Origin of the sequence: Undibacterium hunanense, assembly GCF_014284335.1 — a bacterium.
Taxonomy (GTDB): domain Bacteria; phylum Pseudomonadota; class Gammaproteobacteria; order Burkholderiales; family Burkholderiaceae_D; genus Undibacterium; species Undibacterium hunanense.
In genome coordinates this window covers 233539-258376 of record NZ_JACOGF010000008.1, presented here as the reverse complement: position 1 = coordinate 258376, position 24838 = coordinate 233539, and the positions used below count along the sequence as shown (strand labels likewise).

The window sequence follows — 24838 nt, the reverse complement described above, 5'->3', positions numbered from 1 at the left end:
CATTTAGTAAACGCAAGAGGAAACACACCATGTACACAAACTACAGAAGCCCATATTCGAACGACCCCTATGCGAATGACCCTGATGCCGACGATGAAAACGGTGATGCAGATCAGATGCCCGATCAGTCGCAGGATGCAGATCCACAAAATGACCTGGCAGGGCAAGGCCAACAGGATGGACTGACACAGAACAAAACAAATGCCGTCGACGAATTGATGCGCACGCTCGCCCTGAACATTCCCGTTGGTGACGGCATTATTTCCCGTGCGCCCGGGGCAAATTTGCTGTCACTGGTCAATGAGAGCGACAGCAGCTATCCAGCGTCTTCAGATTCTGGCTATGACACTCCCGATGATGAACAAGTCCCAGAGCAGACGTCTGAACCGCAACGGGCAAGTGAACCGCGCACCATCAGCCCTGCCATCCAGAAAGAAATTGACCGGGTGAGAGGTGCATCCTCCGCTTCGCTCAAAGACAAATATGCGGCTTATCTGCTGGCGACCAGAAATCAAGATCAAATCAATCATCTGCAATCCGCAGGCATACCGGATGACGAATTGCAAAACGATGTTAATACGCCAGGATTTGCCGCCTTCAATCGCCAGCTTGATGCCGGCAATGTGAATATCAGTGGCCTGTATGACAAAGCCAAAAAAATCGCTGATCGCCTGAATGCGCCACCAGACTCCAGAGAATTCACCGATTCCCGTTACGAAGCAGCGCAACAACGTACACCGGAAGAAGCCAGGGCATTCAAGGAAGAAATTGCGGCAGCAACAGCCCGTCATTTCTTTGACCTCCTGAAACCAGAAACACCAAGGGATACGGATTTTAACGACAGACGTTTTGACAGCCGGGGTGAACCTGATGCCGAAGAACTGGACAGAAGAAATACGAAAAAACTGCATGACGATATCGGCAGTATTGTCCAGAAAATTGAGCCATTGTCTTCGGACAAAAAGGATGAAAAAAATCCGCTTCCATCAATTGAACTCAACAAATTACCAAAGATAAAATCACCCAAATCCAATGGAGATGGCTTTAAAATAATTGATGGATACAGCTCCTATTTTGACTCTGCCGTAGAAAAGACTGATGTTGACGGAGCGAGTCTGAGAGCCATGGCCAAGGTGGAGTCAGGAGGAACAAACGATCCTGCCACATCCCGCGCAGGGTCAAGCCCAGGCGCAGCGAGTGGAGTCATGCAGGTGATAGGAGATACATGGAAAGGGACTGTAAAAAAACACAAGGAGCTGAGTCAATACAGCGACTTTGCCAAATACAGATCAGACCCAGAGGTGAATATCCTGGTTGGTGCCTATGCTTTCCAGGATATCCGAAAAGCAATCAATATTTCAAGCAGTGATCCGAACTTTGAAAAATTATCTTTTGCTGCCTATAACGCCGGCCCGGGCACGATCAACAAAGCCATTGCCAATGCGAAAGAAGACAATCAAAGTGACCCGGCAGCGGCTGCACTGAATCCCAAATATCTTGCGCCAGCGATAGAGGATACCGGCATATACAGCTATTACCTGAAAGGTGGAGGTAGTAAATATAATCCCTATCTCCCTGGCAAGCCTGGTGCTTCAGCAGAAAAAGCGGAACAGTGGGCAATTGATGCCAAGCTGAAAGAGGTTTCTGAATATGCGAAAAAGGTGTTGGGCTACAGAGAAAAAGAGTAATAGCCCTTTTCCCTTGCTCAATTAGACTGCTGTGAACTCCTTTCTTCAACATCTTACCAAACAAGTATTTTCATGATTACATGAAGCCCTCGCTCCCCATGCCCGTATCATCTGGCAGGGGAGTAGTCACCCAGACTTCATACCGATCTCCCTACCACCACAGGCTTGCATTGCCTCGTTTGTTCATAGGCTCGCTGGTGGGTATATCCATGCATCACTCGCTGACATCACTCGCTGCAACAATAGCGACTACCCATTAAACCGCGCCAGACAAAGCAAGCTGCGGTAGTCACCGGTTGAGAAAACGCAAGAGGAAACACACGATGTACGCAAACCACAGCGTCCCTTATTTCCTTGACCCCTATGCCTTCGATGACAACGTCGGTACTGAACAAATGCCAGAACACGCCTATCCACAAACAGATGTCACTGCGCAAGACCAGCAAGAGGCATTGACCCAGAAAGCAAATGTTATCGACGATTTTCTCCGTCAGCTCGCCATGCACATTGCGGGCGGCACCGGTATTAATTCAAGGCCATCGGGTGCAGATCTGCTGATCCGCGACTATGCAAGTCCTGGCACCTCCCTCACTTCATCCGAAGTTGATTCTGAAGATGCGGGTGACAGGCATAACTCCTCTGAAGATAAACAAACACCAGAGGAAATATCTGACACTCCGCAGGCAAATAGAGCACGCATCATCGGCCCAGAGCTACGCAATGAAATCGACAGAGTAAAGGGAATCAAGCCTGATGAGATGAATATCTACAATGGAGCTAGCGTTGACGAGGTAATGAACAGTTTGCCAGCTATCATTGTGGCCAGTGGTGACAGTAATGTTGCCACGACCAAAGATGACCTGATGCGATCAGAAAAAGCGTCCGACCAGGCTGGCAACTTTGATGGCCGCGATGTCACCGAATCAGGCGATACCCTGACCGACTTATTCAAACGCAATTACGGCTACACCCCAAGTGAAGATGAACTGATCCAGTACGCCAATTACAACAACCTCAGCAGCGCGCACGACCTGTCGGTCAATCGCGTTATCGAGAGCCCCAGTCTGGATATACTCAGACAGGCAGACATGACAGACCGGCAGAAGAATAATTACCTGGCAAGGGATGCACAATATCAAGCATTGTATGCATCAAAGGCAGAAGAAGCAGCACGCCAGCCCCGCACCGTGAGCCAGGAAGCAGCCGACGGGTCGCGCAAAAAAATGGGCGGTCGCAATTCAGAAGCAACAGGACCAATTACTTACCGTCCTGACGGAGGGAATGATACCCCAGCAATGGCATCGCGCCCAATCTATGATGCGATGGGTAACTATTCAGGTACTGAGTGGGTACCGGTAGACAATACCCCTGTGCGTGATCCGGTTGGCGAAGCCATCGTGCGCGCATCCAGGGCCGCTGGTAAGGCTCCGCTGGAAGCCGGTAAGGGATCGTTGAAAAGCATCTTGAATGTAGGTCCTGGTCTAATTAATTTGCCCATCGCGGGTACCAAGTTGGCTACCGAAGGATATATGGCAATTGGCAACCAATTCGGACTGGTACCAAATGACATCTATCAAACCTTCCGCAATTCGCAACCCTGGCAATTGCATACCTGGACGCCAAGCAATGATGCGCAACGCTTCGGGCAGTATGGAACCGACGCAACCATGGCTGCCGCAGGAGGGTCTAATGCCTGGAGTAATGCTGGTAAATTAAGTAGGGTACATGGCGCGGAAAAGTTGGCGTCGTATGGGGCAGATAAAATTGCCTTAGATAATTCGGGTGATTTTACAACTTTCTATCATGGTAGCTCCCCTGCAAGCATAAGCTCGATTAGGATCTCAGGAATTGATTTGTCTAAATCAAAACCGCTCAATGACTTTGGCGCGGGATTCTATATGACTATATCAAGAGCGGAAGCCATCGAATCCGCTACAATGGTAAATAAAGAGCAAGCCTTGGTTGAATTTAGGATTCCGAAATCGGAACTTGAAAAAGTTGAATAGGTTGAAATTTGATTCGCCAAATCAAGAGTGGGAAAATTTTGTCAGCATGAATAAAAAATTGGATGTACCTTACTTGCTACCTGCTGAATGGGCATCGCCTAAATTTGACTTAGTTGAAGGACCTTTATTTAAGCGGCTTGGTAAGAATGGTGAGGTTCGAAATTGGGAAGGGCGTGCAAATCAGACCAGTATTCATACTGATAAGGCCGTAAATCTGTTTAACAATTATATGGTGAAGTAGGAGTTGTGAAATGCTATTGAATGTATCTTCCGACGAGGACGAGATTTATTTATTTGAGCGAGTTGTTTCTCATCTTCAATCTCGTTATAAGTATTTGCCGGATGACGCCGTTGAGTTAGTGAACGCCTATTATGCAAATTTTACAAATCCTGTTTTTTGTGAAAAATTCGGCATTCCTGTTCAGAATGTTGATTTTTTCTGTCACATGGAGGCGAATGCAATGGCAGATCGGATTCATTACTATCAAGGACTCGCTCATATTCCAGATGAACGCGCTTTCATCGACTGGCAAAAAAAATTTGGACTTGATTTATTTGGAGAGTGAAAATGGCAGTTCTGATTGAAGCAATATCTGTTGTGCTTCGTTGTGAGTCTATAGTAAATAGGTTTTCTGGTGGTGTTGAACATTTTATGTCTTCAATTCCCAATAAAACCCTTTGCTCCGATGGGGAACTGGCTTCCGTTAGTTTTATGGTCCCAGCAGATGTAAAGAGCTACGTTGAATATTTAGTTAGGCAAGGCTTGGTTTTTAAAAATGACGGAATCGCTATGGACTTGGTTGTAGTAGATCAGAGACGTGGTATGACGTCTGATTGTGATTGGGCCATTTTTGGGGAGGCAGATTGGAATAATAATCCGAAATGCCCTATTTCCGTTTGTTAATATTTTCAAAGTAATATCAAGCATGTCGTTGTGCCAGAAGGATGGGATTTTGCGTCTTCTTTGAGCGCGGCTAGTCACTTTGTTGATGGAGAAAATATCGCCTCCAGTTTAAAGTTTGTCCGGCGCGAGAGAGATTCGGACGTACTCTTTGATGAAAATACAAGACAAGAGTTTTTTGTGAGACGGTCCTAAGAAAATAGATGAGGCTGCTATGCGTATTATGAGTAATTTGAAAAATGAGTCTAATGAGTTGATGATTGATGAGCAGTTAGTTATGGTCCCAAGTCTCAGGAAAAGAACGTCAATTCAATGTGCAAAAATCACTTGCATATATTGAAAATGCAACTGGCTTAAAAGGCAGCCCGGCAGCATTCAATGAGCCACTCGCACATGCCGGTCATTATGCGGTATTCCCTCGCGTAGCAACCAAAGGTAACGGACATGTGATTTATGGAGAGATTCTACCGAACGGTGAAAGATATTTATATGATGCCCAAACTGGTAAGACGATGAGTTGGGAAGAAATGCTTAAGACTTATAGTGGCGGTGCCAAAACATTTCTTCTTAAGGGGAATTAAGTATGAAAATAATTTGTGATATTTGTGGTAAATATTCAAAAAGCGATATGACCTGCACAAATTGCGGTAGTGTAATTGTTTCTGAAGACGAAATTCCTCACTTAGCGTTACCTGCCCGATGGGGGTGGGCATCTTTTAGATTTGATATGGACAGCTTATTACTCAAAGAGGAAGCAATAAATTATTTGCGCGAAAAATGGATTGCACTCGAAGAGTTTACGGTGATGCATCTTTTAAATTCACAGGTTTCGAGATTTCGTTCTGATGTTAATGAGATCAAAGTTATGGTGAGAGAGGATTTTTTTTCTTCAATATGGCAAAACGTTTCAAATAAGTTTGAAGGCGTATCTGCAGAATTTGAACCGATATATTTCTTTGATAATGCAGAAGATGTAAATCGTTTGTTGAATGAGGAATTAAATAAAAAATAAACGGCCCAAACACCCGAAGCAGTGAGGTGTACTGTCAATAGCGGATACTCATGTTCTAAGCTGTCTGAGATTGCTGATTGAAATTTCAGCAATCAAGGCTGGCGATAGATTGCCAAGACGCGAGTGACGCACTGAGTTTTTGATACCTTGCATCTTGCCAAAAAAGTATTTTCATGATTACATGAAGACCTTGTTCTTCATGCCTGCGTAGTCATGGCGGGGAGCAGCAAACCTGTTCATTTTATTTTGCCCGGACTTCATGCGCCCCATCCCCCATATCAGGATTTTCCTGCCCCATTTATTCGCCAGCTTGCTGGCGGGTATATCCATGCCATCACTCGCTGACACTAGCAGCAGTGATCAGGCCAACGTTCCAACTCCCAGTACTCCGCATCTGCGCCATCTGGTGACCGGTACACTCACACGTGAGCATATCGCCGCGCTCGATGCAGCGTTGGCAGCAAAGCCGGATTTGAAAGAAATTGAACTCATCGACATCCCCGGCGCATCCGGCATCGCGCCAGAGATCGCCTATCAGTTTCAGTGGCGCATCAATCAGCATCAATTACATACTTTTGCCCGTGGCGAATGTGCATCTACTTGTGCCTATATTTTTCTGATGGGGCATGAACGCACATTATTGCCCGCCAGGATTGGGGGCGAAACCGTCTTGCTCATGCATTCTATCCATTCTGCCGCCACGGGTGCCTTTGAACGTACCTACAATGATGACCTGATTTCCATCGTGCATCAGCGTAGCCAGGGCAAACTGCCTTTGGATTTGCTCAATAAAATGTATGACACCACTGACAGAAGCGGCGGTATCTATATTTACCGCAAGCCCATCAGTACTGGCGGCCACGTCTTCTTTCAAGCGCAATACGGTGCCAAACGCATCAAGATCAGCGATGCCACACCCGCAGATTTAGGAATCAAGATCGATGAATAAGCATATCTATATTTCCAGCTACCAGGGTCACCGCCTGTCTACACATATTGCCAGCTTATGTCTGGCAGTCAGCATGCTGATATCCAGTAGTGGTGCTTTGGCGCAAACACCATCGCCTGTATCGGTATCAGCAAACTCAGAAAATACTACACAGTCCACGGTGCTTGCCCCAGCGCCGTCAGCGTCATCAGTGACAGCCCAGCGCTTTCGCATAGAAAACAAAATCGACCAGGCCGTGCTGGAAAAATTCGATGCTGCTATCAAAGCCAATCCTGCCATATCCATACTTGAATTCAATGGCGTGATGGATTTCTCTGGCATTGATATCGACGCCATCATGGGTTTGCATGACAGAATAAAACAACATCACCTGTCCACCACTGCCCGTGGTTTGTGTGTTGGTTCCTGTGCATTGCTATTCATGACAGGGTACACGCGCACGATATTGCCCGCAGCGAATAATCGTTCCACCCGAGTGGTGTTGCGGCCCATTACCAACCAATATCATGAGTTTCTTGTTGAACAGACCGATACACTGATAGAAGAAATCATCACACGCAGTGACGGTAAAGTTACCAAAGACTTCATCAGAAAAATATACCTCGTCCGTGATGACGTTGCCAGCATCATGATCCAATACCTTGCCGGCAAGAGCGATATTCATGTCAGCTTTATTGAACGTGCCGGTCAAAAATCCCAGCCGCTAGAACCAGCTACGGCAGAAGGGCTGGGGTTGAAGATAGGTGAATAAATTAAATAATCTATTCTGTAATGGAATAGTTGACAGTCTTCACTCACACCATAACGCTCACGAAAGCATGCAAGCACCATCTATTTCTTTGAAGCACGATTTTCTTCCCAAAGCGGATACCTTGTTCATGCAACTCAAGAATGAAGTCGTCTGGGATGAAAGGATGCGCGCTCGCAAGACAGCCAGCTTTGGTGTTGCCTACGATTATTCGCAAATAAGGTATGCACCCAATACCATGCCGGGTTTTTTGCAGATTGTTTGCAAAGCGATAGAAAACGAGTTGGGTTTTTTGCCGAACAATTGCCTGTTGAATTTCTATACCGACGGCAATTCATCCATGGGTTTTCATTCGGATTTCACTGGCGATTTGGCTGAAGGAAGCGGTGTTGCCATTATTTCTCTCGGCAGCCAGCGCCAAATCGTTTACCGAAGCAAAGCTGACAAAAGCCAGGAATTTGCCTATCCGCTACCGCCAGGTAGCCTGTTGTATATGTCAGCAGCCATCCAAGATGACTGGTTGCATGCGATTCCCAAAGAAGCCGGGGCGGGTGAAAGGATCAGTATGACTTTCAGGAAAATTGTCCCGTAACGTGATGCGTGAGATTTTCCAGCATCTTGCTTTAAGACTGCGCACAAAATTTCCGTAAAGCAGGCATTTCATTTGGGGTGTGCCAAAATGCTATTGTTGATCATACTACCTCGATCGGCTTTGTAACGGTCTTCTTTACCAACAAACTTTATTAATTCTATGCATTGGGTCATACAAAATAACATTTTCTCCGAAACGGGCTGGGATCATTTGTTGCAAACGATTGACAGGTTTGGGCTTGCTCACTCAGTGCACAAAGTGGTGCCATTTGTTGGCGAGCTAGAGCCGCCTGCTGCGCTTGATCATCGCAATGTCATCTGCATTGGCTCGTATTCCATGCGTCATATTGCAAAACGTAGTAGTTGGGAACCCGGGGTATTTGATTTGTTTGAACAGGATTTTGAACAGCAATTGAAACATTGGGGCGAGCATATGCTCAATGCAAGCTCTGTCATCAGCAGCTTCCAGGATGCTGTATTTACTGAAGAGTTGATGTTTGTGCGACCAACCAACGACTCCAAGTATTTTGCTGGGCGTGTATTTTCGCGGGATGAATTTGAGACTTGGCAGCGGCTGGTCTGTGATTTGAAACTCGAAGACGGCAGTAGTTTGACGCCGCAGACCATGATACAAGTCGTCAAGCCCATCGTGATTTATTGCGAAGCGCGTTTTTGGGTGATTAAGGGCAGTATCATTACCAAGTCCATTTATAAACGTGGTGACCGTGTAGTTTACTCTAGCGACGTAGATGATCGTTTAACATCCTATGTAGAAGAGCGCATAAAGGAATGGCAGCCACATGACGCTTTCGTCATTGATGTGTGCGACACCGAAAATGGTCTGAAAATAGTAGAGATCAATACACTCAATTCATCCGGTTTTTACGCAGGGGATGTGCAAAAGCTGGTGTTGGCATTGGAAGAAGCGTTTACCATTTGAATTAATGATGAGCGCTGCATACAGAAAAAATCGTTCTGTATGCAGACTTTATTACGACGACCAAACGTATTACAACGCCGTCCTCAAAGCAAACAATTCCGGGAACAGGACTACATCCAGCATCTTGCGCAGGTAGCTGACGCCGGCGGTGCCGCCGGTGCCGGTTTTGAAGCCGATGATGCGTTCTACTGTGGTGACGTGGCGGAAGCGCCAGATGCGGAAGGCGGTTTCCATGTCCACCAGCTTTTCTGCCAATTCATACAATGACCAATATTGTTCTGGTGTTTGATACACCTTCAGCCAGGCAGCCTTGACCGATTCATTGGCGACCACGCCTTGTGACCAGTCGCCTTGCAGGCGTTCTGCGTCTATCGTAAAGCCCTGGCGTGCCATCAGCATGATGGCTTCATCATAGATGGATGGTGTGCGCAATGCGGCGTCCAGTGTGGCGTGGATGTCGGGTTTGCTTTCATGTACCGCCATCAGGGTGGCTTGTTTATTGCCGAGCAAGTATTCCAGTTCACGGTATTGATGTGACTGAAAACCGGATGATGCCCCCAGGTAAGGGCGGATGGCCGTGTATTCGCTCGGTGTCATGGTGGACAGGACATCCCATGCATGCACCAATTGATCCATGATGCGGGCGACGCGTGACAGCATCTTGAATGCCGGTGGCAAATCGTTATTGCGGATGTGCTGGCGTACGGCATGCAGTTCATGCAGCATCAGTTTGATCCACAGTTCACTGGTCTGATGCTGGATGATGAACAGCATTTCATTGTGGTTGGGCGAACGCGGGTGCTGGGCTGTCAAAATCTGGTCCAGACCCAGATAATCACCATAGCTCATGGATTCGCTGAAATCCAGTTGCGCCCCATGCCAGGACATAGGACATTTACCAGACTGTTCGTTATTACTCATGATGTTTCCTTAAAATTTAAAACTGAAGACCTTTTAGGACCATTAACCACAGAGACACGGAGACACAGAGAAAAGCAAGAGAAAAACAAAATCATCTTCTGTTTTCTTTTTAGGGTTTTCTCTTTGCCTTTCTCTGTGTCTCTGTGCCTCTGTGTTGAGAGGTCTTAATCGAGAGGTCTTAATAAATCAAGTCACAGCATTCCGCTGCGCCGTTGTATCGTAATCCTTGCTATCGAGAATATCGCGCAGGCCTTCGGCTGCGTCCCAGACATCGACGTAGCGGGTGTACAGTGGCGTAAAACCAAAGCGCATGATGGCGGGCTCACGGTAATCGCCGATGATGCCGCGTTGTATCAGCGCCTGTATCACAGCATAGGCATGCGGATGCTTGAAGCTGGCCTGGCTGCCGCGTTGCTGGTGTGGGCGGGGTGTCACCAGTTCCAGCGGATGCGTGGCGCAGCGGGTTTCTACCAGGCTGATGAACAGGTCAGTCAGTGCCAGTGATTTTTTTCGTATGGCTTGCATGTCGGTCTTGCCGAAGGTATCCAGGCCGCAGCCCACCATTGCCAGCGAAGTAATCGGCTGAGTGCCGCACAGGGCGCGGCGTATACCTGGGGTGGGAGTAAATCCGGGGTTCATGGCAAAGGGGCTGGCATGGCCCCACCAGCCGGATAATGGATGGTGAAATGCTTCCTGATGGTGAGCCGGTACCCAGATAAACGCGGGTGAACCGGGGCCGCCATTCAGGTATTTGTAGGTACAGCCGACGGCAAAATCGGCATTTGCCACATTCAGGTGCACAGGCACGGCACCGGCAGAATGTGCCAGATCCCACAACATCAATGCGCCATGCTGGTGGGCGAGGGCGGTGACGGCAGCCATGTCATGCAGATAGCCGGTACGGTAATTCACATGCGTGAGCATCACCAGTGCCGTGCTGTCATTGATGACGTTCGGCAGTTCATCTGGCGAATCGATCAGGTGAATATGGTAGCCGCGATCCAGCCAGCGGGTAATACCTTCCGCCATATAGATATCGGTAGGGAAGTTACTGCGCTCGGTGATGATGGTCTTGCGCCGGGTCTGTGGCGCCTGTATCTGCAAGGCGGCAGCAATGGCCTTGAACAGGTTGACCGATGTGGTATCCGTCACCACGACTTCATTTGCTTCGGCACCGATCAAGGGTGCAAGCTGGTTGCCCAGCGTGGATGGCAAGTCAAACCAGCCAGCCGTGTTCCAGCTCTTGATGAGGTCAGTTCCCCATTCTTTGGTGATGACATCCTGCGCTCTTTGCAGCGCGGCTTTGGGGCGGGCACCCAACGAATTACCGTCCAGGTAAATCACCCCGGCGGGCAAATCAAATTCTTCACGCAGGGCGGCCAGCGGGTCTTGCTGATCCAGTTTTTCGCAATCGCTACGGGTTGTGGTGGTTTGTGTCATTACGGCAGACTCCTCAGTATGGCGCGTACCGGGCTGGCATCCAGCCCGGCGAGTTTTAATGGTAGACAAATCAATTCATAATCCCCGGCGGCGATGTCATCGAGGACTATGCCTTCCAGTATCGCCATTTCATGTGCTTTCACACGCAGATGGGCATCCAGGGTTTTGGATTCTTGCGGGTCCAGCGAGGGGCTGTCTATGCCTATCAGGCGCACGTCATGCTGGGCAAGCAAATCGATGGTGGCCGCTGCAACGCTGGGGAAATCGCTATCCCATGCCATCTGCGGTGCCTGCGTGTAAGTGCGGAACAATACCCGCTGAGGTAAGGGCGTCAACTGCGCTAAAAATGGCTGCACGTGTTCCGGCAAAACCTGAGCCACACCGATGCAATGGATGACGCGACAAGGGCCGATATAGGTGCTGATCGCCACTTCATCGATGGATTTGCCAGCAGCATCGTAATGTGATGGGGCATCGCAATGCGCGCCGGTATGGGTGGACATGGTGATCTTGCTGACCTTGACCGGGCAACCATCGGCAATCTGCCAGGTGGTTTCGGCGCTATAGGCACTGTCACCCGGCCAGACTGGTATGCCAGGTTGTATGGGCGGGGTGATATCCCAGATCTGTGGGGCGGGTAGAGACATGCTGACTCCTGTAAAAACATGCAGAGATTTTATGCCGTTTTGCCTGAATAGTTCTTGCAAATTGCCAGTTTAAAAACTATATTTTCAGAATAAACTGCGCCAAATAAGTGAAATAGTGGTGGATAATGCAGAAATGGCTTTGTGCATTGCGCAAAAGCACCATGTTGTTTGTGTTTTTGCAATTATTGGGTAGATTGATATCCAGTAATCATAATAATAGAAAAAAACCTCTCACCACAGAGGCGCTGAGGAAGGAAGGGCTGCTTGCAAGCAGCCTTCGTTTCGCAGGCATGCGGCATGCCGCATGAATTCCCTGCTACACCACAGAGAAAGGCAAAGAGAAAAACTAAGTAGAGAGATGAGGACTAGTTTTCACGCATTGAAGAGTTCTCTTGTTTTTCTCTGTGGCATCGTAGGGAATTCATATTGCATGCCGCATGCCTTCGTGACGAAGGCAGCTTGCAAGGAGTCACCCTCCCTCTTTGTTTTTCTCTGTGCCCCTCTGTGCCACCTCTGTGTCTCTGTGTTGAGAGGTCTAGCACTTAAACCCTGAAATAACAGGAGACACTGATGCAACTCGATGCAACCGACTTGAAAATCCTCCAGCAATTGCAGGCTGATGGCCGCATCAGCAATCAGGATCTGGCTGACAAGGTTTTCCTGTCGCCTTCGTCTTGCCTGCGCCGCGTGCGTATGCTGGAAGAGGGCGGTATCATCCATCACTATTGTGCCGTGATAGATGCCGCTGCCGTTGGGCTGGAAGTGGATGCCTTTGTCCAGGTCACCATGCGGCGCGATGTCGAACAATGGCATGAGAATTTTTCGCAGGCCCTGCAACAGTGGCCGGAAGTCGTCGGTTCTTACATCATCACCGGCGACGCCAATTACCTCTTGCGTGTGCGGGCACGCAATCTCAAACATTATTCTGCCTTTGTGCTGGAACGTCTGTACAAAACCACAGGCGTACTCGACATTCGTTCCAACATCGTCTTGCAGACGCTCAAGGATACGCAGCAGATCGCCACCAGCTTGCTGGTCGCTACAGAGTAATCTTGGTCAGCGCACAAACAAGTTTATGATTTCTTTTGACATTGACAATTACCGCTATAACCTGCGTGCTGCCGCCCTGATACTCAATGGCGACCGTGTTTTGTTGCATCAGATAGAAGGTGATGATTTCTGGTTCGTGCCGGGCGGCCGCGTAGATGCCGGTGAACTTGCTGCCGCTACCGTCGTGCGAGAGATGCAGGAGGAACTGGCAGAAGTGGTGACCTGTGAAAAACTGCTGTGGACCGTGGAAAATTTTTTCACCTACCGGGGACAGAAACATCATGAACTGGGTTTGTACTTTCTCACGCATCTGAAGCCAGAATCGCGTTTGCTGACCACGGCTGGCCCGTACACCGGCACGGAAGGCAAGTTGAAATTGCATTTTGACTGGTTCAGGCTGGCAGATTTACATCAACTGGATATACGTCCATCTTTTCTGGCCCAGGCCTTGACCGGGCTGCAACTCAATACGCAACTCAATAAGCAACTCAATAAGCAACTCCCTGTACAACATATTGTGCAGCATGAAATCGAATGATACCCTCTCAATAAATCGTAAAAAGCGGAGTGTCGATGATTATCGTCTGGGGGAAAAAACATGTTTTTAGCAAGCTTGGCTATGTTGCCGATTTTTGTCCCATCTGCCGCAAGCCCAGGGCGTTTGAAGTCAGGCGTGTAGGTCTGGCTGGCCATCTGTATTACATCACCGTCAGCCAGGGTGATTTGATCGGTTATGAGCGTACCTGCCAGAAATGCAAGACCATTCTTAACGCTGACCTGTCGGATTACGCAAGCGTTCCCAAAAAGAATGAGCCCATGCCGGCACTGGTCAAAACCTCGAATCCGCACATGTTCGAGGTATTGAAGGACCGACTGGCGCTGGAGGAAATCGTGCGTAAATCGCCTGAATCCTTAAAGGATGAAGTCCGGTTTTCGCTGATCAAGACCCCATTCTATCTTTTGTCCCCCATGGTGGAGCGGCGACTTGCCAAGGTCACGCTTGATCTCGAATTCTGCCTTGCGGTTGGTGCCAGCATTGTGCTCTTCAAGACCGTGCCCAATCTGGCAGAGAGGTACATTCCGCAATATGCCGACAAGGCGCTGCTGGCAACCATGGTGATCAGCCTGCTGCTGGTGTTTTGGCAGATACTGACGTCCGGTAGCCGCTATGTGCGAAAACAGATCGTTCCTGTATTGGCGATTTCACTGAAGCCTTTGCGCCCCAAAGTCAGCGAATTGAATGTCATCGTACGTGAAATGAAAGCGCAGAAACACAAGTTGGGGCGCAAGATCAGGGTGGCGGATATACAGCACTATCTCAAGCAAAATTAAGACCTGATAAAACCGGGCAAAGAGCGACTCCATGGCAATCTGATGGCAAGCATTTGCTGCGACAAGGGATAAGAAAATGCGTCTAAAAAATGGATTGCAAAAAGTGGGTATTGCCCTGGCCATTGCCTGTGGTGCGCTGGCTATCAGTTGCTCTGCCGTCGCAGCCGTCTGCCAGCCAGGCAAACTCGTGGTACAGGTATTGGGCTCGGGCGGGCCAGAACTGAGTGACCAGCGTGCTTCCACTTCTTACCTGGTCTGGGTCGATCAAAAGGCCAGGATACTGATCGATTTTGGGAGTGGTGCAGCACTGAATTATGAAAAATCCGGAGCCAATCCAGCAGATCTGGATGCGGTCTTGTTTTCGCATTTTCATGTGGATCATACGGCGGACTTTCCTGCCCTGGTCAAGGGTTTGCCATTTACAGGCTATAACAAGGAGTTGCGCGTCTTTGGTCCCGCCAAACGCGGCGTTTTTCCCGGCGTCAAAGAGTTTGTCCATGCACTGTTCAACCGCGACAGCGGTGCATATGCCTATCTGGCAGACTATGCCGACCCGGATGTCAGCAGCCAGTTCAAGATGGAACTGGAAGAAGTCGCCCCCAAGGACAAGGAAATCAAGCGCTATCACATCGGTGATGGCAATAGCAGCGACGATGTGCGGGTCAGCGCGGTCGCGGTCTTGCATGGCCCCGTGCCGTCACTGGCTTGGCGGGTAGACAGCAAGGATTGCAGTGTCACCTTCAGCGGCGACACCAGCAATAGCGACCAGGCGCTGGATCAACTGGCGCAGGGCACTGACGTACTGGTTGCCCACAATGCCGCCCGCGAAAATGATCCTGATGAGGTCGCCCGCCTGCTGCACATGATGCCAACAGAAATCGGCCGCATCGCCGGTGCAGCCAGGCCAGGCAAGCTGGTCCTGTCACACCGCATGAAGCGTACGCTGGGTCACGAGATGGAAAGCACTGCTGCCATACGCAAGAATTATGCAGGCACTATCTTGTTTGCGAATGATATGCAACGCATTATCGTTGGTGGTAAATGAAGGACTTACACAAAACAGCTCCAGCTGCGTTGCAGCTCCCGCATGTAGCAAGTTCGGTACTAGAACTCATTTCATAAATAGGGATGAGTGCGAGCAAGGCGATTCGGGATGCAGTGCAAGGCGTCAAGGGTGACACTTGCAGCTAAGGCTGGTGCCTTAGCAAGTGCAATGTCACCACCTCGCGCTGCAATGCGCCCGCGAAGTGTCAATGCGGCCAGCTCCCGAAGGGTTTGCCTCATAACGCGTGCTGGACTGCAAGGTGTGAACAATTCGACTCGTTGTCAATAGACCCGCTATTGACTGCCTCGTCCAGAGTTTTACCATTGCCAGCCCACGTTATGAGGCAAACGCATCTCACCCCTATTTATGAAATGAGTTCTAAAGTACTGTCTACGTCTCTGCGGTGGAGTTGGGGTTTCAGGTAACATCTTGCCTGCCAACGTAACGAACCTCCCTTGCAGGGGAGGTTTCCTAAAAGCGACACAGCCTTGCTGGGACAATTTTGCGTAAGTCCTTTTTTGTGGATTCAAATCTGGTGCATGAACATTTTTAGCAACACATGAGCCCCGCGTGGAATCCAATTGCGCTCGCGCTTAAGATCGTAAGCAGGTTCTAAGGATTCAAAGGTGCATGCGGCATGAAAGCCCCGCTTTTGAAAATGCTATAAGCAATCATCGCTGCGATCATGCTGTAGATAACACGCGGTATCCATTCTGCCACCAGCCTTTGTTGCTGTTCCAGTTGGATACTTTCTGTTTTTGCATAGCGTGTCAGCATCTCGGGCAAGCTACCGCTGGCTTCGCCGGTATGCACCATGCCCATCAGCGTATGGTCAATGATTGCTGGCATAGTACGCAAGGCGTCGCTCAGCGTCATACCCTGTTGCACCAGCGGCAGTATGCGCGCCAGTTCCTGCCGTATCAATACATTGTCTGCCGCCTGCATCGCCAGCGGCAGGGCATCAAACATAGGCAGGCCGGCTTCCAGCAACAAGGCCATGCTTTGCCAGAAATCAGCCAGGTTACGCCGCCTGTGCATGGCGCCAAGTACCGGCAGGCGCAGCATCAGATGGTCTGACCAGGATGCAGATGCATCCAAAGGCCGCATCTGAAAGCGTCGCAAGCCGTACTGCCCAGCCATGACCACCGCTGCCACCAGGCCCAGCGCCCGCAGTGCCTGCCACAGATAGGCACCCATCGTCAGCGTCCCGGCCACCAGTTGGGGCAGGGGTGTCACAAATAAAAACATCACAAACGTAAATGCCGGCATCATCAGACGTGAACGTATGCCGGATAGCTGCCGGGCCTTCTCTGTGTAATAGTCAGCCATGCGGCGGTACATCGGTGTCGGGTCACCGGCGGCCAGTGCTGCGCCCAGCAGACCGGCTTCCAGTGGCGTCCACAAGCCATGGCGCAATCCGGCCTGGGCAATATTCTGCCCATTCTGCATGGCGCGCCGTGTGCCATCCATTCTGGCCTGATACCTGCCCGGCAGCCTGATCATGGGCATTGCCTGAGCAGGCGCTATACCGGCTTTGCTGAGAGCGGCCATCTGCTGCAACATATCGGCACGCATGCCTATCGGCATCGGTAAATGAGGGGTGCTAGTCATAGATGACATTGTGCCATGAAACAATTTTGTGCAAGCAATGTCTTTTGTGGACAAGGTCTCGTAAAAAAGACGAATAATCACGGTTTCGCACAAAGAAGACTTGATGCAGGGCTACAAGCTAGTAAAATGATGCCTGAAAGATATTTTTCGATCTTGCTTTTGTTTGTGATTATTTATTTGTTGTCGCCTATTCGTTGATGACTATCAGTGCAAGACCTGATCAAGCATCAGTACAGCAAATCGCCGGGGAACCCACCATGTCTTTATCCAGATTATCCATCCTTACGCTTTGCGGCACCCTGTGTGCTGCCTGCTGCGGATCAGCGATCGCGGCCGACATTCTGGAACTGCAGGACTATCATGCTTCGGAAGCAAAAACCGATAGCAAGGGCCCCTGGCTGGGTTTGCAACAGGCCGATCATGGCTGGCGGCTGGTAACGGTCAAGCCGCATTTCAAAAAAATCCCTGACCCCATCACCAAATCCGGCATACGCGTATCGGCCAATATCAGCAATGCCCGCATGATCCTGTCTGCCCCCGGGCTAAAACCGGGTGCGGTCGTCTTGTCGGATGAAGCCAAGGTCGTCAATGGTTCCATCGACGAAGAATTTGAATTATCCACCTTGCCACCCTTGGGGCAAGAAAGGCTCATGCATTTGCAGGGCAATGAATACCACCTGCAAAACCGCGAAGGCCGCATCTATCTGGAATTGAACGGCGTGGCCCAATACCTGTTTGATTACACAGAAAACAAAGAAGACAACAATGCCAAGATCATCTGGGTGGGAGATCTTGATCATGATGGCAAACTCGATTTCATCTTCGATGCGTCCAGCCAGTACAACGTCACCGAATTGCGCCTGTATTTGTCCGGCGGCGCTGCCAAAGGCGAATTGTTGAAGCTGGTTGCACAGCGTAAATCTACCGGCTGCTGATAAATTCATGCAACCGATCCTTATTGATGGATGCGCTTAGTGATTGATGCTTAAAACCTGTTTACGATCTGTAGCGAGCGTCAGCGGGGCCGAAGAGCAGCGCAAAAAACGGAATGTACTTTAGAACTCATTTCACCAATAGGGGTGAGATGCGTTTGCCTCATAACGCGGGCTGGCAAGGCGGACGAGGCAGTCAATAGCGGGTCTATTGACAACGAGTCCAACGCAGTCCAGCACGCGTTATGAGGCAAACCCTTCGGGAGCTGACGATTCGGGCGCATTGCAGCGTTGCGCCGCTTGCCAAGGCACCAGCCTTGGCTACGCGACGCGCCTTGCACTGCATCCCGAATCGCCTTGCTCGCACTCATCCCTATTGATGAAATGAGTTCTTGTAAATGAGTATTTTGAGCAGCACATGAGCCCCGATCACGTTCGCGCAGTAAGATCGTAGACAGGTTTTTACAAATGCTTACTTCTGTAACACCCTGTCCGGTCTCCTTTTTTGCTGGTCCATGCGTTAATGGGGCAAGCACTACTTTTTTCCATCATCAGGAGATCAATATGGAACAAGCACAAACAGGCAAGCAAATTCATCCTCTGGTCGCTGGCGCAGCCTGCTCGGTCATACTGGTCAGCTTACTGGGTGCAGCCGCCATCACCGGTATTTTGCCCAGCTCGCACAGTACGACAGCACCAGCAGCCGCTACGGTTGCTGGTGCTGACAATTTCAATGGCAGCAGCCTGGCCAGCAATGGCAACGGTACATCTGGCATGAATACCATGCAACCTGCGCCACAATATGCAGCACCAGTCAGCCACCCTAAAGTGGCACAGAGCAGCCACAGCAGCCAGCCAAGAACCTATTCCAATGGCAATAGCTATCCTGCCCAGGCGCCTGTACAACCTGTAGCCCGCGCCAGCCAGAACAGCCCGGTCGGCATCGGTATCGGTGCTGTTGTCGGTGGCTTGCTGGGTAGCCAGGTCGGTAACGGCAACGGCCGTACCCTGGCCACTATCGCCGGTGCAGTCGGTGGCGGTTATGTTGGTAATGAAGTGGCCAAGCGTAATCCCTAATTTCTAAACTGATCTGTTCGATTCTGTGTGATTATGTGTAGTACGGGGGAGCCAGGCTCCCCCCTAATTTTTTATTCTTCCTGAATCGCTTTCCCCAAAATCTGCAACACAACCATCGCCGGGATTGACGTGCCAAGCGTCTGCTGGCACACTCTGCCTTGCGACGATGACACGTGATTGCACGTCGTCAAGCACCCAACCATCAACCACCCACAGGAGACAACACCATGCGTACAAATGATATTGCCACCCTGTCGGCTGCCTGATCCCGCTACACCCTCCATTTTCTGTATCTCCGTATTTGTCGATACTGATGTGCTGAGCTGCGGTTGATCCCGCGCCGACCTCCATTTTCTTTTTAAGTCCCTGCACGTTTAGCGTGCGGGAAGCTATCGTGCGTGCCCAGGCATTGCACGATCACCGGATTTGGATATTTACATCATGATCGATTTCGATTTTGCAGCACTGCGCCGTATCGGCCTGACACAAGTCATCGCCAACCAGCTTTATACACTCTCACTAACCCTGCCTGACGCCAGTGCGTTGCAGGCAGGCCGCATTACCGAAGTACACCGCGACTGGTTCACCGTTCACCAGGGCGTGACCCCATTGCATGCGCGTTGTCAACCCAGTCTGTTGCAGGCACTTGATGACAACGACGCCAGTCTGGCCGTAGGCGACTGGGTATTGATGGACCAGCATGAACCGCCACGCATCATCGCCCGCATGCCACCGCTGACCCACCTGGCACGCCGCAGCAATGACGGGCGGCGGCAGGCGCTTGCCAGCAATGTGGATACTGCATTGCTGGTCATGGGGCTGGATCATGATTTCAATCTGCGCCGTCTTGAACGCTATCTGGCACTCGTCCATGCGGCAGAGGTGGACCCTGTCATCATCCTCACCAAGGCAGATGTCAGCCCGCAAGCAGAAGCGCACCTGGCTGAAGTGAATCAGCGCCTGTCCGGCAACGTGCCGGTGTTTGCCGTCAATGGGCAAAGCGCAGCAACGGCAGAGCTGCTTGCACCCTGGATGGCGGCAGGGCAGACCCTGATCTTGTTGGGTTCATCCGGCGCTGGCAAATCCACCCTGACCAATACCCTGGCCGCCAGCACGCAAGACACGGGCGAAGTACGTGCTGGTGACAGTCGTGGTCACCACACTACCACGGCACGCTCATTGCACTTGTGCCAGCATGGTGCCTGTATCATCGACACCCCGGGTTTGCGCAGCCTGCAACTGGATCTGGATGAAATCGCGCTCAGCGCCAGTTTTGAAGACATTGATGTGCTGGCAACGCAATGCCAGTTCCGCGATTGCAGCCATCAGGCCGAACCCGGCTGTGCCGTGCGGGCAGCGGTGGATGAAGACCGCCTGCATAACTATCAAAAACTACTGCGCGAAGCGCGCCGCAATCAACAAACGCCACTGGATAAAATCGCCGCCCGGTCAAAGTGGAAAGTGCTGATGCGATCCGTCAAGGAAAGGGACAAACAAAAGCGCGGATAGTGTCATTTCCAGAATAAGCTGCACTGCGCTGTTGATCGCAACGCCGTGCAGCCATCATCCAATTTTTACCAAATGTAATTACGCTATTTATTCGGCATGCAAAATGTATACTGGAACACAATTCTGGAACCATAAAGCCATTGATGATTTTCTCCACGCGCCAGCTTTCTCTTTTTGCCTGCACCAGCCTGCTTTTCTGCCATGCCACCACCCATGCCAAACCGATGGAAGTGCATGCGCGGCTGGCACCACAAGCAAGGGCAGAAAACAAAGTGGCCCTGACCCTGGATGCCTGCTCTGGCCGTTTTGATGAAGACTTGCTCGCCTTCCTGATACGCAAGCGCATACCCGCCACCATCTTTGTCACTAAAAAATGGCTGGATAAAAATCCCCGTGGCGTTACTGTCATCAAATCCAACCTCGATTTGTTTGCTGTCGAAGACCATGGCGAAAAACATATTCCCGCCATCATCGGCAGCGGCAGAACCGTGTACGGTCTGGCTGGCGAACCCGATATCGCCCACCTTCAACGCGAAGTCACCGAAGGCGCCAAAGCCATCACCAGCACCATAGGCATTGCCCCACAATGGTATCGCGGTGCCAGCGCCAAATATGATGCAGAAGCGATTACAGAAATTAATCGCCTTGGCTACAAGATCGCCGGTTTCTCGTTCAATGCCGACCACGGTGCCACCTTGCGAAAAAAAGCCATCGTCGACAAATTCAAACGCCTGCAGCCAGGCGATGTCATCATCGCCCACATGAACAAACCCCAATCCGATTCCGCCCAGGGATTGTCATCCGGATTGAACGACGCCCTGAAACAAGGTTTTGTTTTCGTACGCCTGGATCAGGTAGAAATGCAAAAAATGCCGGATCAAAAAACAAAGCGCGACAAATCCTGAGTGCTGCTTATAATACGGTGTGGCGTAGGGGTGGGCACGCGCACCATCCATACAATAAAGGGTTTGGCAGCCGGTGCGCGCGGCGCACCCTACGTGACGTTATCCGGTGCGGATAGTAAGCGTTTTTTTGCCGCGATCAAATATCGCTGATATTCTTCAGATATGTAGATCCCTGGTAGGGTGCGCCGCGCGCACCGTCCACGCAAAAGGGTGCGGTATCCGGTGCGCTCAGCGCACCCTGCGCGGCATTGCGTGCACTGCATAGATACGATGTACATTCGCTTTAATTCAACCGGAGCAAGCAGCCACGATGGTCATTCGCCGTACCCGTACCGAATTCTGGGGCGCTGGTCCGCAGGGGCGAGAAACACCAGGCTTCAGCTTTCACCTGCTGGCAGCCAATCCGCCTGAAGATGAAGTGCAGACTCATATGCATGAAGAGGCGCATTTTGTGCTGGTACTGTCTGGTGCATATATGTCGTCGGCCAGACATGCACCCGCCATGTCCAATACGCCGCTGCTGATCTTCAATCCTGCTGGCACCACGCACCGCGACCGGTTTTTGGGTGGACGTGGCCGCTTCCTGGCCATATCCGGTGGTGATGCCGCAGGTTTTGGTTTTGCCACATCTCTGCGTGATCTGTATGCCTTGCAGGTGGCCACACGCATCGCCGCCGATTTTCAAAGAAAAAATCTCAGCCAGTTGCAACTGGAAGGTGGCGCGCAACAACTGCTGGCCGCCTGCAGCCCGTTGACATCGGATGAAAGCCGTCACGCATCGCAGCCACCAGTCTGGCTCAAACAGGCATTTGAAATGATCTTCACCAGCGACGACCCCGGTCTGAGCGTTGCCGATGTCGCCGCCTTTGCCGGTGTGCATCCGGTTCATCTGGCGCGAGTGTTTCGCCGTTATCTGCATTGTTCGCCGGGCGATTATTTGCGTGGCAGGCGCCTGGAAAGAGCGGCTGCCGTCATCGGTACTGCCACTGCATCCCTGGCCGATGCCGCCTTCGCGACTGGCTTTGTCGACCAGGCCCACCTGACCCGCAGCTTCCGCCAGACCTTTGGTCTTACCCCAGGTGCCTGGCGTGCAAGGGTGCAGGGGCGTCCGGACGAGCAGGGCAGGATGTTGCGCCGATACAAGCCAGTTAGATAAATAGCTTCCATAATCAGGGTTTGCCATTTTATTGTCTGGAGACCTTCCATGCGATTCCACCTCTGTACACGAGCGATATACCTGCTCGCAGTTGCCAGTGCCATGCTTTGTCCACTGCAAGCACAGGCACAAACACAGGCACAAACACCCCGGCCCGATAACAAACTCAACACCATACTGACGCAATGGGATCAGGACGAGCATAAAGATTTACGCAGCGTGCTAGTGCAGCAACACGGCAAAATCATCGCTGAACGTTACTACAACGGTGCAACGGCAGATGGCTTGCATGATGCCCGCTCGGTCGGCAAAAGCATTACCTCTCTGTTATTGGGTGCCGCGCTGAACCGTGGCAGCATACACAGCGCCAGTGACCCGGTGTGGCACTACTGGCCTGCCAGCAAAGGCAGCGCCGCTGGCGAGGCCACCCTGGCCCAGGTGTTAAGCATGCGCTCTGGCCTGGCTGCCTTTGATGAAGATGTTGCCTCGCCTGGCAATGAAGACAAACTCGATGTAGCCCCCGATCCGCTGGCCTTTGTGCTGTCACTACCGAGGGACACCAGCGCTTGCGCAAACTACCGCTACAACTCCGTCACCGCCTATCTGGCGGGCATCGTCGTCGAAAAAGCGACTGGGCAGGACCTGGAAGTATTCGCCCGCACAGCCTTGTTCCAGCCACTGGGTATCAGCCACTGGCAGTGGGGGCGTGATGTAGCTGGGCATCCCAAAGGCCAGGGCAACCTGTCGTTGACTGCCCGTGACCTTGCCAAAATCGGTCAACTGGTGCTGGATAAAGGCATGTTTCAGGGCCAGCGTGTCATCAGCGCCGCCTGGATAGACGCCATGCTGACACCGCAGGTAAGCATTGCTGCTGTAGATAATTATGCCGATAGCTATGGCTATTTCTGGTATGCCAAAGTGCACACAATTAAAGTGCCGACGACCAAGGAGCAACCCATCCCCGTCTTTTTTGCATCCGGCAACGGCGGCAATAAAATTTATGTCATCCCCTCTTTGCATGCCGTCGTCGTTGTCACCTCCAGCGCCTATGGAAAAGGTTATGGACAGCGCCGCTCAGAAAACATCCTGAAGGCTATCCTGGCAGAAAAAATGAACCAATGATGCGGATGGTGGTCAGTATGGCAGTCACTCTCACATCGCCGATTGATTTCACCATAGGGTAAGCCATGACACACTGGACCAGACGCCACTTCATGATAGGCAGCGCCGCTGCGCTATTGGGCAAACATGCTTTTGCCGGCAGTGGCAGTGGTAATAGCATTGGCATTGGCAGCAGCGACGTCATCGGTGCCGACAACCCCGTCGTCGACGCCTTCGTCAAAGCCCAGCCATTCTATGGTGTCGTCATGCTGGGCAAGCGTGGCAAGCCCACCTATGTGCGTGCGATAGGCATGGCCAATATCGAAGAACAAAAGCCGCTGCGGGCAGACACCCCGTTTGCCATCGCCTCTATTTCCAAATGGCTGACATCGGTCACCGTGCTGCGGCTGGTCGAAATGGGCAAGCTTGATCTGGATGCGCCTATCAAACGCTACCTGCCAGCACACCGTGCCGATACCGGCAGCAAGGTCACGCTGCGGCATTTGCTGTCCAACGCCAGTGGCATTCCCAACCAGTTTATCAGCATGATCAAGGCCGATCGCAGCCTGTTCACCGCCAGCATGACTACCACGCAGGCCATGCAGCAGTTTTGCCAGGGCGAATCCATCTTCCCGCCTGGTAGTAAGTTCGATTATGCCCTCACCAATTGGATCATCGTGGTGGGCATAGTCGAAGCAGTCACCGGCCAGCCGTTCCAGCAAGCCATGCGCAATATCACGCTTGACCCCTTGAAACTGTCTGCCACCCGTGCAGATCAGGCCTATGCCGACGATGCCGCCACTGCCGTGCCCTATGCCACCATCAACCCGCCAGCCCGCAAAACCGATGTGCGGCAGCCCTATATGGCTGCCGCCGGTGGCTATTACAGCACCGCAGACGATTTGATGAAGGCAGCACAAGCCATCTTCAACCAGGGCTTCATCACGCCTGCATCGCTGGCGCAACTGACCCATATCGAAGTCGACAGCGAAAACTATGCTCTGGGTGGCCGCGTCAAGAATCTGCAAATCGCTGGCCAGACCCACCGCTTCGGCTGGGAAACAGGCCGCACCACAGGCTACCGCTCCGTACTCGGGCACAGGCTCGATGGAGAAGACACCGTCATCATCCTCAACAACACCGACATGTCACAAAAAACGATGGATGAATTTGCCTATAGTTTGCTGGGCGCAAGTCAGTTGCCAGCGGTGTAGCAAATAGATTCGAACGCAGAAGGTAAGTACGATTAGCGAAGCGTAATCGTACGCATGTTTATC

27 protein-coding genes are annotated in these 24838 nt (G+C 51.2%); 22 read left to right on the top strand and 5 right to left on the bottom strand.

What is annotated here, in order from left to right:
• Window positions 1-29: 29 nt before the first annotated feature.
• The 7 genes from H8L32_RS16785 to H8L32_RS16755 all read left to right on the top strand — a co-directional run bounded on the left by H8L32_RS16785 (window position 30) and on the right by H8L32_RS16755 (window position 5607).
• Window positions 30-1688 carry a lytic transglycosylase domain-containing protein gene (locus H8L32_RS16785; RefSeq protein ID WP_186948411.1) on the top strand — a complete coding sequence of 553 codons (1659 nt, stop codon included), beginning with the start codon at window positions 30-32 and terminating at the stop codon, window positions 1686-1688.
• A 323-nt stretch (window positions 1689-2011) separates the two neighbouring features.
• The gene (locus tag H8L32_RS16780; protein WP_186948410.1) at window positions 2012-3694 is read left to right on the top strand and encodes a DUF3990 domain-containing protein; all 1683 of its coding nucleotides are present in this window, start codon (window positions 2012-2014) and stop codon (window positions 3692-3694) included.
• A gap of 46 nt (window positions 3695-3740) precedes the next feature.
• Window positions 3741-3935, top strand: a complete 195-nt coding sequence (locus H8L32_RS16775; protein ID WP_186948409.1) for a hypothetical protein — start codon at window positions 3741-3743, stop codon at window positions 3933-3935.
• 10 nt (window positions 3936-3945) lie between these two features.
• Window positions 3946-4260 carry a hypothetical protein gene (locus H8L32_RS16770; RefSeq protein WP_186948408.1) on the top strand — a complete coding sequence of 105 codons (315 nt, stop codon included), beginning with the start codon at window positions 3946-3948 and terminating at the stop codon, window positions 4258-4260.
• A 2-nt stretch (window positions 4261-4262) separates the two neighbouring features.
• Complete coding sequence (locus H8L32_RS16765) at window positions 4263-4598, top strand: hypothetical protein (RefSeq protein WP_186948407.1); 336 nt, start codon at window positions 4263-4265, stop codon at window positions 4596-4598.
• A 311-nt stretch (window positions 4599-4909) separates the two neighbouring features.
• The gene (locus H8L32_RS16760) at window positions 4910-5176 is read left to right on the top strand and encodes a hypothetical protein (RefSeq protein ID WP_186948406.1); all 267 of its coding nucleotides are present in this window, start codon (window positions 4910-4912) and stop codon (window positions 5174-5176) included.
• Window positions 5177-5178: 2 nt separating this feature from the next.
• Window positions 5179-5607, top strand: coding sequence for a hypothetical protein (locus tag H8L32_RS16755; protein WP_186948405.1), 429 nt, complete (start codon window positions 5179-5181; stop codon window positions 5605-5607).
• A gap of 177 nt (window positions 5608-5784) precedes the next feature.
• Here H8L32_RS16755 and H8L32_RS16750 read toward each other — a convergent pair whose 3' ends face one another.
• A complete protein-coding gene (locus tag H8L32_RS16750; RefSeq protein ID WP_186948404.1) occupies window positions 5785-5937 on the bottom strand; it encodes a hypothetical protein in 153 nt (50 codons plus the stop codon).
• Here H8L32_RS16750 and H8L32_RS16745 point away from each other — a divergent pair.
• The 4 genes from H8L32_RS16745 (at window position 5936) to H8L32_RS16730 (ending at window position 8835) form a co-directional block, all read left to right on the top strand.
• Complete coding sequence (locus tag H8L32_RS16745; protein WP_186948403.1) at window positions 5936-6556, top strand: hypothetical protein; 621 nt, start codon at window positions 5936-5938, stop codon at window positions 6554-6556. The genes H8L32_RS16750 and H8L32_RS16745 overlap by 2 nt on opposite strands.
• Complete coding sequence (locus H8L32_RS16740) at window positions 6549-7307, top strand: hypothetical protein (RefSeq protein ID WP_186948402.1); 759 nt, start codon at window positions 6549-6551, stop codon at window positions 7305-7307. Before H8L32_RS16745 ends, H8L32_RS16740 begins: the two co-directional genes overlap by 8 nt.
• A gap of 67 nt (window positions 7308-7374) precedes the next feature.
• A complete protein-coding gene (locus H8L32_RS16735) occupies window positions 7375-7896 on the top strand; it encodes an alpha-ketoglutarate-dependent dioxygenase AlkB (protein ID WP_230412274.1) in 522 nt (173 codons plus the stop codon).
• Between the two features lie 159 nt (window positions 7897-8055).
• On the top strand, window positions 8056-8835 hold the full coding sequence (locus H8L32_RS16730; protein WP_186948401.1) for an ATP-grasp domain-containing protein: 780 nt from the start codon (window positions 8056-8058) through the stop codon (window positions 8833-8835).
• Between the two features lie 69 nt (window positions 8836-8904).
• Here the strand turns inward: H8L32_RS16730 and kynA are convergent, their stop codons facing one another.
• The 3 genes from kynA to kynB all read right to left on the bottom strand — a co-directional run bounded on the left by kynA (window position 8905) and on the right by kynB (window position 11843).
• On the bottom strand, window positions 8905-9756 hold the full coding sequence (gene kynA / locus H8L32_RS16725) for a tryptophan 2,3-dioxygenase (protein WP_186948400.1): 852 nt from the start codon (window positions 9754-9756) through the stop codon (window positions 8905-8907).
• Window positions 9757-9942: 186 nt separating this feature from the next.
• Window positions 9943-11196 (bottom strand): kynureninase, encoded by a 1254-nt coding sequence (kynU, locus tag H8L32_RS16720; RefSeq protein ID WP_186948399.1) that lies wholly within the window; start codon window positions 11194-11196, stop codon window positions 9943-9945.
• The gene (gene kynB, locus H8L32_RS16715; protein WP_186948398.1) at window positions 11196-11843 is read right to left on the bottom strand and encodes an arylformamidase; all 648 of its coding nucleotides are present in this window, start codon (window positions 11841-11843) and stop codon (window positions 11196-11198) included. The genes kynU and kynB overlap by 1 nt, the downstream gene beginning before the upstream one ends.
• A 570-nt stretch (window positions 11844-12413) precedes the next feature.
• On the opposite strand from kynB, the gene H8L32_RS16710 reads away from it, so the two are divergent.
• The 4 genes from H8L32_RS16710 (at window position 12414) to H8L32_RS16695 (ending at window position 15270) form a co-directional block, all read left to right on the top strand.
• Entirely contained in the window at window positions 12414-12893 is a 480-nt protein-coding gene (locus H8L32_RS16710; RefSeq protein WP_186948397.1) for an Lrp/AsnC family transcriptional regulator, read from the top strand.
• A gap of 25 nt (window positions 12894-12918) precedes the next feature.
• On the top strand, window positions 12919-13431 hold the full coding sequence (locus H8L32_RS16705) for an NUDIX hydrolase (protein ID WP_186948396.1): 513 nt from the start codon (window positions 12919-12921) through the stop codon (window positions 13429-13431).
• A 35-nt stretch (window positions 13432-13466) separates the two neighbouring features.
• Window positions 13467-14225 carry a hypothetical protein gene (locus H8L32_RS16700; RefSeq protein ID WP_186948395.1) on the top strand — a complete coding sequence of 253 codons (759 nt, stop codon included), beginning with the start codon at window positions 13467-13469 and terminating at the stop codon, window positions 14223-14225.
• Window positions 14226-14301: 76 nt separating this feature from the next.
• Window positions 14302-15270, top strand: coding sequence for an MBL fold metallo-hydrolase (locus H8L32_RS16695; RefSeq protein ID WP_186948394.1), 969 nt, complete (start codon window positions 14302-14304; stop codon window positions 15268-15270).
• 612 nt (window positions 15271-15882) lie between these two features.
• On the opposite strand, the gene H8L32_RS16690 is transcribed toward H8L32_RS16695, so the two are convergent.
• Window positions 15883-16881: a type II secretion system F family protein gene (locus H8L32_RS16690; protein WP_186948393.1), complete on the bottom strand. Its 999-nt coding sequence runs from the start codon at window positions 16879-16881 to the stop codon at window positions 15883-15885.
• A gap of 257 nt (window positions 16882-17138) precedes the next feature.
• Here H8L32_RS16690 and H8L32_RS16685 point away from each other — a divergent pair, with 257 nt between their 5' ends.
• The 7 genes from H8L32_RS16685 (at window position 17139) to H8L32_RS16655 (ending at window position 24775) form a co-directional block, all read left to right on the top strand.
• Window positions 17139-17816, top strand: coding sequence for a hypothetical protein (locus H8L32_RS16685; protein WP_186948392.1), 678 nt, complete (start codon window positions 17139-17141; stop codon window positions 17814-17816).
• A gap of 561 nt (window positions 17817-18377) precedes the next feature.
• On the top strand, window positions 18378-18890 hold the full coding sequence (locus H8L32_RS16680; protein ID WP_186948391.1) for a glycine zipper 2TM domain-containing protein: 513 nt from the start codon (window positions 18378-18380) through the stop codon (window positions 18888-18890).
• 441 nt (window positions 18891-19331) lie between these two features.
• A complete protein-coding gene (rsgA, locus tag H8L32_RS16675) occupies window positions 19332-20399 on the top strand; it encodes a ribosome small subunit-dependent GTPase A (protein ID WP_186948390.1) in 1068 nt (355 codons plus the stop codon).
• Between the two features lie 143 nt (window positions 20400-20542).
• A complete protein-coding gene (locus H8L32_RS16670; protein ID WP_186948389.1) occupies window positions 20543-21304 on the top strand; it encodes a polysaccharide deacetylase family protein in 762 nt (253 codons plus the stop codon).
• A 310-nt stretch (window positions 21305-21614) separates the two neighbouring features.
• Window positions 21615-22460: a helix-turn-helix transcriptional regulator gene (locus H8L32_RS16665; protein ID WP_186948388.1), complete on the top strand. Its 846-nt coding sequence runs from the start codon at window positions 21615-21617 to the stop codon at window positions 22458-22460.
• A 48-nt stretch (window positions 22461-22508) separates the two neighbouring features.
• The gene (locus H8L32_RS16660) at window positions 22509-23582 is read left to right on the top strand and encodes a serine hydrolase domain-containing protein (RefSeq protein WP_222619389.1); all 1074 of its coding nucleotides are present in this window, start codon (window positions 22509-22511) and stop codon (window positions 23580-23582) included.
• Window positions 23583-23647: 65 nt separating this feature from the next.
• Window positions 23648-24775 carry a serine hydrolase domain-containing protein gene (locus H8L32_RS16655; protein ID WP_186948387.1) on the top strand — a complete coding sequence of 376 codons (1128 nt, stop codon included), beginning with the start codon at window positions 23648-23650 and terminating at the stop codon, window positions 24773-24775.
• Window positions 24776-24838: the final 63 nt, after the last annotated feature.